This window comes from Clostridium sp. CX1 (assembly GCF_025398335.1).
Taxonomy (GTDB): domain Bacteria; phylum Bacillota; class Clostridia; order Clostridiales; family Clostridiaceae; genus Clostridium_AM; species Clostridium_AM tanneri.
The window spans coordinates 104440-118618 of record NZ_JAODOO010000004.1; the positions used below are offsets into that span (position 1 = coordinate 104440).

Below are 14179 nucleotides of genomic sequence, written 5' to 3' on the forward strand. Positions count from 1 at the left end.
TTGTGATTGTATATAATATATATGTACTTTATTTATGATAATGATTATTGTCTGTTGCTAATATTATTATAAATATGCAAAGAGGTTTTTTATGATGAATTACATATATGATTAGGAGGAACTGATAAATGAACGATGTAGTATACATAACAGGACATAGAAATCCAGATACAGATTCTATTTGTTCTGCTGTATCTTATGCTGAATTTAAAAACAAGATGGGAGTAAATGCTATTCCTATAAGATTAGGAGAGGTTAGCAGAGAAACTCAATTTGTACTTGATTACTTTGGAGTTAAAGCGCCTAAACTAGTTGAAACAGTTAAGACACAAATAGCTGACCTAGATATTGATGGTGTTACACCTATTGCACCTGAAACTTCACTAAAAACAGCTTGGTCAATGATAAGAAAAAACAATGTTAAAACTGTTCCTGTGGTAGATGATGAAGATAAACTTGTTGGTCTTGCTTCTCAATCAAACTTAACTTCATCTTACATGGATATATGGGATACTAATGTAATAGAAAAAAGCGGTACAAAACTTGAAAACATAGTAGATACGCTTTCTGCTAAGTGTCTATATGCTTCAGAGAAGAATCCTAAATTTACGGGAAAAGTAGTAGTTGCTGCAATGGATGCAGAAAGTGCTGGAGAATTTATAGATAAAGGTGATATGGTAATCTGTGGCAATAGAGAAGATGCTCAAAATGTTGCTCTTAAATGTGGTGCTTCTTTAATAGTAGTAACAGGTAACCATCTGGTAAATGATGAGATACTTCAAAAGGCTAAAGATTGCCACTGCTCAGTGATAATTACACCTTATGATACTTTTACTTCTGCAAGATTAATTCCTCAAAGTATACCTGTAAGCCACGTAATGACTAAGGATAATCTTGTATCTTTTAAAACTGATGATTTAATCGATGATGTAAGAGAGGTTATGCTTCAAACTAGATACAGAAGTTATCCAGTAGTAAATTCTGAAAATAAAATAGTAGGAAGCATTTCAAGATATCATTTAATATCTGAAAGCAAAAAGAAGGTTATTCTTGTAGATCACAATGAAAAGGCTCAATCTGTTCACGGCCTTGAGGACGCTGAAATACTAGAAATAATAGATCACCATAAAATAGGTGGAGTTCAAACCGGTTCCCCTATATACTTTAGAAACGAACCAGTAGGATGTACTGCAACAATAGTTGCTTCTAGATTCTTTGAAAATGGCATAAGACCATCTAAAAAAATTGCTGGACTTTTATGCGCTGCTATTATTTCAGATACATTACTGTTTAAATCACCTACTGCAACTAACACAGATAAGCTTATTCTAGAAAGACTTGCTAGTATAGCTGATATAAATCCTGAAAAGTTTGCTACTGAAATGTTTATAGCTGGTTCATCTCTAGAAGGAAAAACACCAGCACAAATACTTAACCAAGACTTCAAGCCATTTACTATGGGTGATGTTAAGGTTGGTGTAGGACAAATTTCAACTATGGATACAGAGGGTTTTGAAAAAGTAAGAAAAGATGTTATTGAGTTAATGGAGAAAACAGCCTCAAGTGATGGATATGGATTAGTTCTATTACTTGTAACAGACATATTAAAGGGCGGTTCAGAATTAATAGCTGTTGGAGATCATAAGGATGCAGTTTCAAGAGCCTTTAACGTCACTCTTGAAGGCACTAGTGCTTATGCACCAGGAGTTCTTTCAAGAAAGAAACAGGTTATACCACCATTAACTGCAGCAATGACTGCACAAAAATAAAAGCTCAGGTGCCTCTAATGGGGCACCTTTCTTTCTATTTAATCTTCTATTTCACTAACATCTATTTCTTGCATCTTTATGTCTCCCATTCCTAGCTTAGGTAAGTCTTCTAGCATATTTGTTTCCTCTATTCCCTCTAACTCTTCATATAATGGGTTTAACTTTTCCATTTGAACATCTGGATATATAGGTTGCTGCTGCGTCCCCATTCCTATCGGTGGACATGGCATCTCCATAGATGTATGTTCTGTTTCCATCATTGGCTGATGCATTCCCATAGGCGAATATTCTGTTCCCATCATCGGCTGCTGCATTCCCATAGGTGAGTATTCTGTTCCCATCATTGGCTGCTGTATTTCCATAGGTGAATATTCTGTTCCCATCGTTGGCTGCTGCATTCCCATAGGTGGATACTGGGCTCCCATGGTTTGATATGGCATTCCCATCATTGGGCACTGCATCTCCATTGGTGAATAGGACATTCCCATCATCGGACACTGAACCCCCATAGATGGGCAGAACATTGCCATCATTGGGCACTGCATTTCCATTGGTGAGTAGGACATTCCCATCGCCGGGCACTGTCCTCCCCATTCTAATGGTGGATATGGCATTCTCATCATTGACGGATCTACTCCCATATCATCCATATACTGCATACCACAATTACAATTATAACCCATATGTTCATCCATCATTGGACAGCCATCCACAGCCATACTGTAATCACTTTCATAATATTTATTTCTCATTAAATAATCCTCCTAAAACTTAACATCATTATATTATATGTACCACGTTGTCATATATTTACAAAAATAAAAAACAGTATAATGATAATATAGGACTATTTAAAAAGCCTATACTTCATTTAAAGTACAGGCTTCGCTATATTTTCAATTTTATCTAATTTTTAAGTAACTTTAAATATGGAATATTATAAATAATTTTTTGCTATCTTCCCTTCATGCTGTTAATAAGTCCCCACATTTCATCTGCAGTCTTAAGTCCCCTTGAACCAAGCTCAAAGGATCTTTGGGCTACTATCATATCCGTTAACTCTTTAGCAACATCTACATTGGACTCCTCTAAAAATCCCTGCCTTATATCTGAATCCAGAGCTCCGTTCATCTGAGTGCCTGCATTAGGTACATATAGGTTTTCCCCTATGGAACTTAAAGAATTTTGTCCAATTGGGCTGTATATATTTATTTTTCCGTAAAGAACGCTTCTTTCCTCTGTGTTATTTTGTATATTTACAAAAACATCTCCATTCTTTTCAACTATGAGATTGTTTTCTGAGAAAGTTGCTCCGGAATTAAATAGCTCTGCTCCCTCCTCAGTAAAATCTATATCTAACCTATTTCCATTTTTATCTACAATATCACCATTTGAATCTACATTAAAGCTTCCTGATCTTTCATAGGCTTTATTACCATTTGGTAAAGTAACTCTAAAAAGTCCCTCTCCATCAATAGCAAGGTCTGTTTTAACGCCTGTCTCTCTTAGAACCCCCTGACTATTGTCTCTAATCCACTCAGTTGCTCTTACACCACTGCCATTTAATGGCTCATTAGGATTATTCCCATTATTAGGATAGCCCTTTCTGTTTAAAGTCTCATAAACTAAATCCTGAAAACTTACATCTTCTCTCTTATATCCTACTGTATTAACATTAGCAAGATTATTAGAAATGCTGTCCAACTTTTCCTGTTGTGCACTCATAGCACTTCTGCTGTTCCATAAAGCCCTTATCATATTGTTCACCTCTTTTTTAGTCATATAAGCACAGAGTTAAAAGCTAGTAAGTGCATAATAATCACTTATGAGCTAACTATTCACTGTTCTATCTAACACTTCCTACCTCGTTTACTAACTTTGATAAAGTTTCATCTAATGATTGAATAATTTTTTGATTAGTTTCAAAGGATCTCATAGTAGTTATCATATTAGTCATTTCATTTATGACATTTACATTAGATCTTTCTAAGGAGTTTTGTTTAACTAATGCATTATTTTCTGTTGGATTATTTCCTTGATAAAGATTGTCCCCTGCCTTTGTCAACTGACCATAATTTGCAAAGTCTACAGTATACAACTTATATAGTCTAGTTCCATCGATGCTCATATTGCCATAGACATCCGTTGCCATTTTTCCATTACCTACATTAATTGATCCAAGCTCTCCTGTCTGCAAATTTCTAGCCATCACAGTGTCTCCCGAATCATTTACAAGGATACCCTGAGAATTCACATGAAAGTGTCCATCCCTTGTATAATACTGACCATTACCAGTTCCATCATTCCTCTGTACCACAAAGAAACCGTTTCCCTCTATTGCAAAATCCGTAGGTTTTTCAGTGGTTTGAATCATTCCCTGGGTGAAATTTGTGTTAACAGAATCTATTTTACTGCCTTGACTTAAGGAGCCTATTACATTTTTCACATTTTTATCTCCTACTTTTTTATCATAATTTTCTATTAACACATCATTAAATCTTCTTATTGATAAATTATCACTTTTAAAGCCTACAGTATTTGCATTTGCTAAATTATTTGTTATTACATCCTGTTTTGCTTCTTGAGTTATCATTCCTGATATGGAAGTATAAAGACTTCTTATCATTTGCTCACACCCTTATCATTTATTACTTTAACCTCTTCTGGATAGACCATGCCCATACCCCTGGCTTTATCCTCAATTTGACTTTTGCTCATCTGATAATTAACTTTTACACCGGTCATAATAAGGGTAGATAATACCATTCCTATTCCTATTCCCACTAGTATCTTCCTATCACTTAAAAAATCAAATAAGGTTTTTATTTTATATATAACTCTTTTATTAATAGTACTTCCCCCTTACCTACACCGATCTTTTCAGCGATTTCTTCAACATTATAACCGGCCCCTAGCAATTCTCTAATTTCATTAACCCTAACTGTATTATGTTTTTCACTATTATTTTCGTCTATTATACCTGATTTATTTAGTTCATTATGTAAATTTTTATCTTCTGATTTTTCCTCATATTGCGAAGAACTTTCTTTAATTCTATTATTAACCTTAATAGTATACAGGTCGTCCGTTTCCTCTGTTTGTGTTATATTGGCACTCTTATGTATAAGCTCTACCAGTTCTTCGTTACCCCAAGTATCATTTTTACTGCTTTTTTCTATTCCTATACTTACCTTTTCACTATTATCATTAACACTTTCATTTTTATCTTTTAAATTCTGAATTTCCTTCTGAAGCTCTAATACAGTTTCGGAAAACTCTCTTCTAATTTTACCTATCTCAATTTCATATTCTCTTATGTCATCTTCTTCATTATTTAGCACGGCCTTAAAGGATTTCTTATCTTTTCTAATTGCATTAATATTTAACACTATTAATAATGTTCCGATAATAATAAGGACAATTACTGTCATACTATTTCTCCTCTTTTAATTATTATACTGAGAGCAGTAGGTAATCACTGCTCTATATACTTCAGCTTTATCATAGCCTTTCTCAAATTCACAATAGCTCTACTGTGAAGCTGACATACTCTAGATTCAGATACAGTTAACACCTTTCCTATTTCCTTTAAAGTTAAACCCTCATAATAGTATAAAGATAGAACAGTCTTATCCTTCTCATTTAGCAAGTCTAAAGCCTTAGCTAGATACTCTAGTTCTTCCTTTTCCTCTAAGGTTTTTTCAGGGCTTGGACTTTTATCATCCTCTATGGTTCCCATTAAAGGAATATCATCATCATCGGAGAATATTAAATCCTCTAAAGAAACTATAGATATATAATTTATATAGTTCTCTATCTCCATTATTTCCTTCAAGGATATCTGAAGTAACTGTGATATTTCTTCATCCTCAGGTTCTCTTCCAAGCTTCTTTTGCAGCTTATCTACTGCATCATTATATCTATTAAGCTTATCCATAGCACCTTTGGAAATAGGACTATTTTTTCTTAATTCATCAATCATGGAACCTTTTATTCTTATGGAAGCATAAGTTGAAAACTTCATTCCTCTAGTATCATCAAACTTATTAATAGCATCCATAAGTCCAACCATTCCATAGCTTACTAAGTCCTCATATTCAATATATTTCGTTTTGCCTATTATAACTCTAGAGGCTATATACTTCACTAATGGTATATATTTTTTTACCAACTCCTCTTTTATATTAAGCCCATCTGCTAATGCCATAAGCTAGTCCCCCTTTGCACCCTTTCTCATTTGTTTTCTCATAATTTCAAATACTAATTTCACTATAGTCTCTCTTGTTTTTCTATCTAAATCTAGGAATATTAAACCACAAATGATTTTAGGGTTCTTTCTATCATTTTCAACTCTTATGATTTTAGCTTCTAAAGTTAAGTTTTCGTTATCTATAGGGATTGTTAACATTAGAATATTTCCCTTTTGTATTTTGTGTTCTAGTTTTCTATCAACTGCGATTCTTAATCCTCCGCCACTTATATCCAATGTATATGCATCAAAAAAGTCAATTTGGTTATCGTTAATAGTATTTATACTCTTTTCAGTACGTATTAGTGCACAATAAACATTTAACATAAAAGGTACTCTTGCAAAATTTCTTCTTTGTATAATTGTTACAGTATCTGGTTTTTTAAGCATTATCAATAATATTCTATCTATCTTTCTCCCTATTACTACTGTGTTAAATTTGTAGATATCTTTCCCATAATAATATAAGCCTGTAACCTTTTCCCCTTTAGCCAAAGGCAGATACTTTCCGTCATGTACTGGTATACTTATTGCAATATATTCATCGGTTACATCTTGAATGTTACTCTTATAGGCCTCATCATTATAGTCTATTTCTATTTTATTATTAACTAAAAACTGTATCTTAACATCCATATGCCATTACTCCTTACGAAAAAATATTAAAAATTTTTTTAAATAAGTCCTGTACAGAACTTCCCTTTTTATTTGATTGTAGACCTAAAATAGTATCTGCTATAGAAATTATGTCTCTAGCTGCCTCTGAATTTGGATATCCTACTATAAAGGGCTGCTGCTTTCTCACAGCTTGAACCAATTTTTTATCCTCTGCAATATTGCCCAAATACTCCAACTTAATGTTTAAAAACTTCTTTACCGCGTTATCAAACTTATTAAAGGTTTGTCTTCCTTCATCATTATCTATGGTTCTATTAACTACTACTTTTGCTGCATCTTTTATCTTAAAGTAGTTTACAGCTTTAAGAAGACTATATGCATCTGTAAGTGATGTAGGCTCTGGAGTGGTGATAACCACTAATTCCTCACAACAAGCAATGAATCCTAATACAGTTTTACTTATACCTGCCCCAGTGTCCATGATTATATAGTCTAAATTATCTAAAGAGGATAGTTTATCTAAAAATTCATCTCTTTGTCTCTGTGTAATTTCCTCCAATCTTGTTATTCCAGTTCCCCCTGGAAGAAGTTTCACTCCCTGTGGACCTTCTATCACTACATCCTCTATTTTTTTATCTCCAAAAATTACGTCGTAGACATTATACTTAGGCAAAAACCCCATTAATACATCATCATTTCCCATTCCCATATCTGCATCAAATATGAACACCCTTTTATTCATTTTTTGAAGAGCTATAGCTAAATTTACTACAAAGTTGCTTTTCCCTACGCCACCTTTTCCGGAAGTAACGGTAATGATTCTGGGCTTTGACTTCTCCCCACTAGGACTTTTTTTCTTTATATTTTCTTTTTCTGCCAATTGTCTTAATCTTTGTGCTTGATCTAGCATATAACATCCTCTCCTAGTATAAGATTGGTTATCTCCTTTGAAGTCATAACCTTTATATCATCTGGAACATTCTGACCTGTAGTAACAAAGCTTATAGGTTTTTCTGCACATTCTAGTATATTTAATATAGAACCATAGGTTGAAGTTTCATCAAGTTTTGTAATAATTATACCATTATAATTTAATGCTTTATAACCATTAACTATTACTTCAATATCCTTATTTTTTGTAGTAGAGCTTATAACTAGATTAATGTTATCTGTATTAACTTTATCTATAAAGGCCCTAAGCTCAGAAATTTGCATTGTATTTTTACTGCTTCTTCCTGTGGTATCTATTAGAATTACATCACAGTCATCCATTGCTTCCACTGCAGCTTCCATGTCTTTCATAGTGAATACTACCCTAAAAGGTATATTCATAATATCAGCATAAGTTCTTAACTGTTCTACTGCCCCTATTCTATAGGTATCAATTGTAATAAGACCTACTTTCTTTTTTTCAATAAGAGCAAATCTTCCAGCTAGTTTTGCAATAGTAGTAGTTTTCCCAACGCCAGTAGGCCCTACAAGAACTACTACATTATCTAACTTATTTGGTGATACTTCTATCATGTTTTCTACAATATCTCTAAGTTTTTCCTCTTCTGTCCTATCATCTTCCATATTTTTTATCTTTGCCGTTATCTTTTTTATAACTCTATGATCTAAGTCGCAATTTTCTAATCTTAACTCCATTTTACTTTTACTAATACTTCCTGATGCAGACATATTAATCATTTCGCTTAACATAGTTCTCATTTCCTGCATTTCTTTCATTACTGCCTCACTGTTACTATTATCTGCAGCCTTGTATTCTTTAATTTCCTCTTCCTTCTTTTCTTCAATCTGTATCTTAGACTTATACTTGCTTTCTATTTCATTGAAGGTTTTGCTTCCTTTTAATTCTTCATCTAGTTTATCTGTCATCAATCTTTTTATTGCTTCAATACTTTCCTGCATATCTTCTGAATTGTCATCTTTACTGTTATCTACTGCCGCTGTGACCTCTAACATCTTCTTTGAAAAAATTCCTAAAAAGCCGCCTTTTTTTATTTTTCTCTGACTTACTATAACTGCATCTTTTCCAAGTTCATATCTAATCCGGGTCATAGCTTCATTCATGTTATTGACTACATACTTTTTTATAATCATTATATGGAAATCACCCCTTCCGTTCTTATCTCTATATCATTTGGGATTTCATTTAGCGATAATACATTTATTGCTGGGAATACCATTTCTATAAGCTTTCTAAAAGCCGGTCTTACCTTAGGCGATACCAAAACTACTGGCTGATTTTCATAAAAGTATACAGAATCAAGAGTATTCTTTATAGAGTTTAATATCCTTCCTGTAGTGTCAGGGTCTATTGCTGGGAATGACCCCTGCATAGATTTCTGTATATTATTAGCAATCAAATCCTCTATTTGTGGATCTAAGGTAACTACAGTTACACTTCTATTTTCATCTACAAGAGGATTGCATATGCTTCTTCCCAAGGCGAATCTAACATATTCTGTAAGAACTTCAATATCCTTTGTGGTTCTTGAGTTATCTGCTAAAGACTCCATTATAGTTACCATATCCTTGACAGGCACTCTTTCCTTCAGAAGATTTTGAAGTACCTTTTGAAGTTCTCCTATAGTTAAAAGGTCTGGTATCAGCTCCTCAACTACAGCACTGTATTTTTCCTTAACAGAGTCTACGATAAGCTTAACTTCCTGTCTTCCAAGCAATTCGTAAGAGTGATTCTTAATTGTTTCTGTTAAATGAGTAACCATAACAGTGGTAGGATCAACTACTGTTAACCCTTTAATTTCAGCCTCTTCCCTTTGATCTTTATTTATCCACAATGCTGGAAGATTAAAGGATGGTTCTATTGTTCTGATTCCTTGAATTTCCGCTTCACTATTTGTAGGATCCATACACAGCAGCATATTTGGCATTAATTCTGACCTTGCCATCACTGTTCCCCTTATCTTTAAAACATACTCATTAGTCTTTAACTGCAAGTTATCTCTTATTCTAATAGGTTGTACTACTATTCCCATCTCAATAGCACATTGACGTCTAACAGAGGTTATTCTCTGTAACAAGTCTCCACCAGAGCTTTCATCTGCTAGCGGAATAAGTCCATAACCAATCTCAACCTCCATAGGCTCTACAGATATAAGACTCATTACATTTTCCGGCTCTTTACTCTCTATTTCTGTTATCTCCTGCTGTTCTATTTCTATCTGTTCAATAATCTTTTCTTTTTCTTCTTTATATAGAAGGTATGCTGCAACTCCACAAGCCAATGAAAGGATAAAAAAAGCTAAATGTGGTAATCCTGGTATCATAGCCATGAATAAAAGTACCACTGAAGCCATTGCTATAACCTTAGGAAAACCAGTAAGCTGTCTAATTGTAAGACTTCCAAAGCTTTCATCATTACCAGAACGGGTAACCAATATACCAGATGCTGTAGATATTAAAAGAGCAGGCACCTGGGTTACAAGACCGTCTCCTATTGTAAGTCTTGTGTAGGTTTGAGCAGCAGTAGCTGCATCCATATTCAGCATTACTACACCTAATATAATACCTGCTAATATATTTATTGCTGTGATTATAAGCCCTGCTATGGCATCACCTTTTATAAACTTAGAAGCACCATCCATAGCTCCATAGAAGTCTGCTTCCTGTTGAAGCTTCTTTCTTCTCTCTCTTGCCCCAGCTTCATCAATCATACCTGCATTTAAATCTGCATCTATACTCATCTGCTTTCCAGGCATAGCGTCTAGCGTAAATCTTGCTGATACCTCTGATACTCTACCAGCACCGTTTGTGATAACTATAAATTGTATTATTACTATTATTAAGAAAATAATTATTCCAACTATATAGTTTCCACCAACAACGAAGCTACCAAAAGCCTCGATTACTTCCCCTGCAAAACCATCCTTAAGTATAAGCCTTGAAGATGATATATTAAGTGCTAGTCTAAATAGAGTTGTAATTAAGAGTAAGGTTGGAAATACTGAAAATTGTAGTACTTCTGTAGTAAATAAGGTTAAAAGTATAATAACTACAGATATTGTTATATTAAAGGCTAGTAATACGTCTAATAATGCTGAAGGTAGTGGTATTATAATCATAAGAACTATAGCTATAACCACAAAAGCCATTACTATATCCACATTATTTTTTATGCTAAACTTGTTTCTGCTGCCTTCCAAAATATCACCCCTTAGTTCGATTAGCCATTACTTTTTCTTAAGTTTATAAACAAGTGCTAGTATCTCGGCCACCGCCTGATACATTTCCATTGGAATTTCTTCATTTATATCAACCTCTGCATAGATAAGTCTTGCTAAAGGTTTATTCTCCATAATTGGAATGTCATTTTCCTTAGCTAATTCCTTTATTTTAATAGCTATGCTATCTGCTCCTTTAGCTACTACCACTGGCGCTTCCTGTCCTTCCTCATACTTAAGTGCTACAGAAATATGAGTCGGGTTTGTAACAACTACCGTTGCCTTAGGAACCTCCTGCATCATTCTTTTCATAGCCATTTCCCTCTGTCTTTGTTTTATCTTCCCTTTAATTTGAGGATCTCCTTCCTGTTGTTTAAACTCCTCTTTTACTTCCTGTTTGGACATCTTTAAATCCTTATTGTGTTGATATCTTTGATAAATATAATCTGTTAATGCAATAATAATCATTACTATAGTTATCTTGAAGAAAATGTCTACTGTAAGCTTACCTACTGCAGATATTACCGCTACAGGTTTTAAGTTTCCTAAGGTAAGTATATATAAATAATTATCCCTTACAAACTTATAACCTACAAACCCTACTACAGATACTATAGCTATATCCTTTAAGAGTTCCACCACTGTTCTTACGGAAAACATCCTCTTCAAACCGTTTATAGGGTTTAATTTTGATAAATCCGGTTTTAATGGTTCTGATGTAAGGAGTGCTCCCGTTTGTAGGAAGTTAGCTAATATACCCATAACCATTATCGGAATCACTATAGGTAAAAATATTATCATTAACCTCCATACAACTATAAAGGATATTTTCTCCACGCTGCTGTAGTCTAAAGAGGTAGTTAAATAGTTGTTTAGAAAGGTAATTAGTGTTCCCTTTAATGCATTTCCTGCATAACCTCCTAAAGTTAACAAAACAACAGTCGATGATAATAGTGTTAAGGCTAAACCTACTTCCTTACTCTTAGCTATCTGACCCTTTTTTCTAGCATCACTCTTTTTCTTCGGTGTAGCTTCTTCCGTTTTATCATCAGAAGCAAATATTATTAGTAAGGGTATGGTTTTGTAAAAACCTTTTATAGCATCTGGTATCTCCTGAAAGGAATTTTCTATAACCTTCAGGAATATAGGGAGTGCAAAGGCAATGGCAGTCAATCCTACAAGTAGTTTTACAGGAAGTCCAAGTATCATTACATTTAACTGTGGCACTGTTCTTGCAATAAGCCCCATTGTTAAGTCTGTTATAAAGATTATCAATACTATAGGTATTGCTATTTTCAATGCTATGCCAAAATATTCCACAAAAACTTTTAATATAAGGTCTATAGAACTCTGGCTTAAAAAAAAGTTTCCTAGTTTTATAACATTAAAGCTTTCCATCAGTGCTTTAATAAGCATATGATGTCCATCTACGATAAAGAAAACTATAATGCTGAACCAATAAAGTAAATGCTCAATTAATGTAGAGTTACTATTTGAAGTTGGATCAAACATTGTCATCATGGCAAATCCAACCTGCATATCTATAAGGTTACCTGCTATTTTTACTGCAGTAAAGCACAGATTAACTATAAAGCCTAAAGTCAATCCTGCTACTACCTCATTCATAACATTTATGAAAAAAGGCAGATTATTATTTATGGTATTTATCGTTGAATAATCTATCCCCGGTATTAGCATATAGCCCATGATAAGAGTCAAGCCTAACTTCACTACATTGGGAGTGCCATTAGGGAAAAATACTGGAACCACTACAAAGAAGGCAAATATTCTTATAGTTATTAGTATTAATGCTGTAAAAAATAGTGTATCTATCAATACTTAATTACCTCCTCTGTGATTATATCAAATTCTTCTACTGAGTTATATGTGATATATAGGTGAAAATTCTCTCTGTAAAACTTACTAGCTGGTGAAGCATCCAGCTTCCTGTTATAAGTCCTACTACAGCTATTGCTATAAGCTTAGGTACAAAGGTTAAAGTCTGTTCCTGTATTTGAGTAGTAGCCTGAAATATACTTATAGCAAGTCCAATAATTATTGAAACCAAAAGTATAGGTGCTGATACTATTATTCCTGTCTGTATTGCGTCCTTTATAATGCCAATTACTAAATTTTCGCTCATTTAATTCACCTCACGAAAAACTCATAATTAATGACTTCACCATTAAGTACCAGCCATCTACCATTACAAATAATAATAATTTAAAAGGCAATGATACCATAACTGGAGGAAGCATAAACATACCCATTGACATAAGTACACTTCCAACTACTAAGTCTATTATTAAAAATGGTATATATATTAAAAATCCTATTTGAAAGGCTGTTTTTAATTCACTAATCATATAGGATGGTACTACTACGTAAAGAGGTGCATTGTCTTTTGTCACCTTATAGTCCAATTTTGCAGCATCTATAAATAGCTTAAAGTCCTTCTGCCTTGTTTGCTTTAGCATAAATTCCCTAAGCGGCTTTGCCCCTTCTTCAATAGCTTGTTCCTGAGTTATGCTGTTTTGAATATAAGGCTGTATAGCATTGGTATTTATCCTACTATAAACAGGCTGCATAATAAATACTGTTAAAAACAGTGCCAGTCCAATTAAAACCTGATTAGGAGGTGACTGGTTTGTACCCATAGCGGTCCTTAGAAAACCAAAGACTACTACAATTCTCACAAAGCTAGTCATCATCATAATAAAGGATGGAAGCAATGATAAAATTGTAAGCATTATAAGCAGCTTTATATTTCCTACATATTGCTGTGGTGTTTCAGCATTATCTACTGAAATATTAATTTTAGGAATAGGAAAGGCTTCTGGCGCTGCGTGAACTTTTACAGTGGTAAAAATTATGGATATAAATAATAAAGCAAAAACACTTATTATGATTGTACTGTTTTTTCTACTCATCTCTACCTTCCTTTTTAAATTTAAGTTTTGTATAAAGGTTCCTAAGGTGAGGACTGTCAGAAACTTTTTTTAATCCTGACTTTTCATAAAAATCCTTTAAACTATTATACTGAGGTATAGTTCTCAAAGCCTCGATTTTTACTATTTCTTCCCTGTCCAATTCAGAAATTATTTCAAGCTTACCATTAGTAGAAGCCATTACGTATCCCTTATCCCCTATTTTAACTACTACAAGACTGTTTTCCTTTGAAATTGCTGCTCTTTCTAGTATTTTTATATATCTTCCATTCTGTATATCCTGAAGTTTATTCCCGCCAAATTTCATAGATGCATATATTAGAAGAAGTATAAAAGGCAAAAATATTAATATTTTTAAAAGCATCCACCAAAATTGTAAGTCCATCTACACTCTCCTTTTTTAAATGA

Annotated in this window: 15 protein-coding genes; 1 reads left to right on the plus strand and 14 read right to left on the minus strand. The window is 33.6% G+C overall.

Annotation, left to right across the window (positions count from 1 at the left end):
- Nucleotides 1-128 precede the first annotated feature (128 nt).
- Nucleotides 129-1769 (plus strand): putative manganese-dependent inorganic diphosphatase, encoded by a 1641-nt coding sequence (locus N4T77_RS05690; RefSeq protein ID WP_261670790.1) that lies wholly within the window; start codon nucleotides 129-131, stop codon nucleotides 1767-1769.
- A 38-nt stretch (nucleotides 1770-1807) separates the two neighbouring features.
- On the opposite strand, the gene N4T77_RS05695 is transcribed toward N4T77_RS05690, so the two are convergent.
- The 14 genes from N4T77_RS05695 to fliO all read right to left on the minus strand — a co-directional run bounded on the left by N4T77_RS05695 (nucleotide 1808) and on the right by fliO (nucleotide 14156).
- Nucleotides 1808-2521, minus strand: a complete 714-nt coding sequence (locus tag N4T77_RS05695; RefSeq protein ID WP_261670791.1) for a hypothetical protein — start codon at nucleotides 2519-2521, stop codon at nucleotides 1808-1810.
- A 202-nt stretch (nucleotides 2522-2723) separates the two neighbouring features.
- A complete protein-coding gene (locus N4T77_RS05700) occupies nucleotides 2724-3527 on the minus strand; it encodes a flagellar hook-basal body complex protein (protein WP_261670792.1) in 804 nt (267 codons plus the stop codon).
- A gap of 88 nt (nucleotides 3528-3615) precedes the next feature.
- Nucleotides 3616-4395 carry a flagellar hook-basal body complex protein gene (locus tag N4T77_RS05705; protein ID WP_261670793.1) on the minus strand — a complete coding sequence of 260 codons (780 nt, stop codon included), beginning with the start codon at nucleotides 4393-4395 and terminating at the stop codon, nucleotides 3616-3618.
- Nucleotides 4392-4553: a hypothetical protein gene (locus N4T77_RS05710; protein ID WP_261670794.1), complete on the minus strand. Its 162-nt coding sequence runs from the start codon at nucleotides 4551-4553 to the stop codon at nucleotides 4392-4394. Before N4T77_RS05710 ends, N4T77_RS05705 begins: the two co-directional genes overlap by 4 nt.
- Before the next feature lie 38 nt (nucleotides 4554-4591).
- Nucleotides 4592-5200 (minus strand): hypothetical protein, encoded by a 609-nt coding sequence (locus tag N4T77_RS05715; RefSeq protein ID WP_261670795.1) that lies wholly within the window; start codon nucleotides 5198-5200, stop codon nucleotides 4592-4594.
- A gap of 44 nt (nucleotides 5201-5244) precedes the next feature.
- Nucleotides 5245-5976 (minus strand): FliA/WhiG family RNA polymerase sigma factor, encoded by a 732-nt coding sequence (locus N4T77_RS05720; RefSeq protein WP_261670796.1) that lies wholly within the window; start codon nucleotides 5974-5976, stop codon nucleotides 5245-5247.
- Between the two features lie 3 nt (nucleotides 5977-5979).
- The gene (locus N4T77_RS05725) at nucleotides 5980-6654 is read right to left on the minus strand and encodes a flagellar brake protein (protein ID WP_261670797.1); all 675 of its coding nucleotides are present in this window, start codon (nucleotides 6652-6654) and stop codon (nucleotides 5980-5982) included.
- A gap of 13 nt (nucleotides 6655-6667) precedes the next feature.
- A complete protein-coding gene (locus N4T77_RS05730; RefSeq protein ID WP_261670798.1) occupies nucleotides 6668-7546 on the minus strand; it encodes a MinD/ParA family protein in 879 nt (292 codons plus the stop codon).
- Nucleotides 7540-8739, minus strand: a complete 1200-nt coding sequence (flhF, locus tag N4T77_RS05735; protein WP_261670799.1) for a flagellar biosynthesis protein FlhF — start codon at nucleotides 8737-8739, stop codon at nucleotides 7540-7542. Before flhF ends, N4T77_RS05730 begins: the two co-directional genes overlap by 7 nt.
- A complete protein-coding gene (gene flhA, locus N4T77_RS05740) occupies nucleotides 8739-10805 on the minus strand; it encodes a flagellar biosynthesis protein FlhA (RefSeq protein WP_261670800.1) in 2067 nt (688 codons plus the stop codon). Before flhA ends, flhF begins: the two co-directional genes overlap by 1 nt.
- 27 nt (nucleotides 10806-10832) lie before the next feature.
- A complete protein-coding gene (locus tag N4T77_RS05745; protein ID WP_261670801.1) occupies nucleotides 10833-12659 on the minus strand; it encodes a fused FliR family export protein/FlhB family type III secretion system protein in 1827 nt (608 codons plus the stop codon).
- Between the two features lie 37 nt (nucleotides 12660-12696).
- Complete coding sequence (fliQ, locus tag N4T77_RS05750; RefSeq protein WP_261670802.1) at nucleotides 12697-12966, minus strand: flagellar biosynthesis protein FliQ; 270 nt, start codon at nucleotides 12964-12966, stop codon at nucleotides 12697-12699.
- Nucleotides 12967-12976: 10 nt separating this feature from the next.
- Nucleotides 12977-13753 carry a flagellar type III secretion system pore protein FliP gene (gene fliP, locus N4T77_RS05755; protein WP_261670803.1) on the minus strand — a complete coding sequence of 259 codons (777 nt, stop codon included), beginning with the start codon at nucleotides 13751-13753 and terminating at the stop codon, nucleotides 12977-12979.
- A complete protein-coding gene (gene fliO, locus N4T77_RS05760; RefSeq protein WP_261670804.1) occupies nucleotides 13746-14156 on the minus strand; it encodes a flagellar biosynthetic protein FliO in 411 nt (136 codons plus the stop codon). Before fliO ends, fliP begins: the two co-directional genes overlap by 8 nt.
- Nucleotides 14157-14179: the final 23 nt, after the last annotated feature.

Excerpts from the sequence above, each read along its gene's own strand:
- N4T77_RS05690 (WP_261670790.1), top strand. The coding sequence starts at position 129 with ATGAACGATGTAGTATACATAACAGGACATAGAAATCCAGATACAGAT.
- N4T77_RS05695 (WP_261670791.1), bottom strand. The coding sequence starts at position 2,521 with ATGAGAAATAAATATTATGAAAGTGATTACAGTATGGCTGTGGATGGC.
- N4T77_RS05700 (WP_261670792.1), bottom strand. The coding sequence starts at position 3,527 with ATGATAAGGGCTTTATGGAACAGCAGAAGTGCTATGAGTGCACAACAG.
- N4T77_RS05705 (WP_261670793.1), bottom strand. The coding sequence starts at position 4,395 with ATGATAAGAAGTCTTTATACTTCCATATCAGGAATGATAACTCAAGAA.
- N4T77_RS05715 (WP_261670795.1), bottom strand. The coding sequence starts at position 5,200 with ATGACAGTAATTGTCCTTATTATTATCGGAACATTATTAATAGTGTTA.
- N4T77_RS05720 (WP_261670796.1), bottom strand. The coding sequence starts at position 5,976 with ATGGCATTAGCAGATGGGCTTAATATAAAAGAGGAGTTGGTAAAAAAA.
- N4T77_RS05725 (WP_261670797.1), bottom strand. The coding sequence starts at position 6,654 with ATGGATGTTAAGATACAGTTTTTAGTTAATAATAAAATAGAAATAGAC.
- N4T77_RS05730 (WP_261670798.1), bottom strand. The coding sequence starts at position 7,546 with ATGCTAGATCAAGCACAAAGATTAAGACAATTGGCAGAAAAAGAAAAT.
- flhF (WP_261670799.1), bottom strand. The coding sequence starts at position 8,739 with ATGATTATAAAAAAGTATGTAGTCAATAACATGAATGAAGCTATGACC.
- fliQ (WP_261670802.1), bottom strand. The coding sequence starts at position 12,966 with ATGAGCGAAAATTTAGTAATTGGCATTATAAAGGACGCAATACAGACA.
- fliP (WP_261670803.1), bottom strand. The coding sequence starts at position 13,753 with ATGAGTAGAAAAAACAGTACAATCATAATAAGTGTTTTTGCTTTATTA.
- fliO (WP_261670804.1), bottom strand. The coding sequence starts at position 14,156 with ATGGACTTACAATTTTGGTGGATGCTTTTAAAAATATTAATATTTTTG.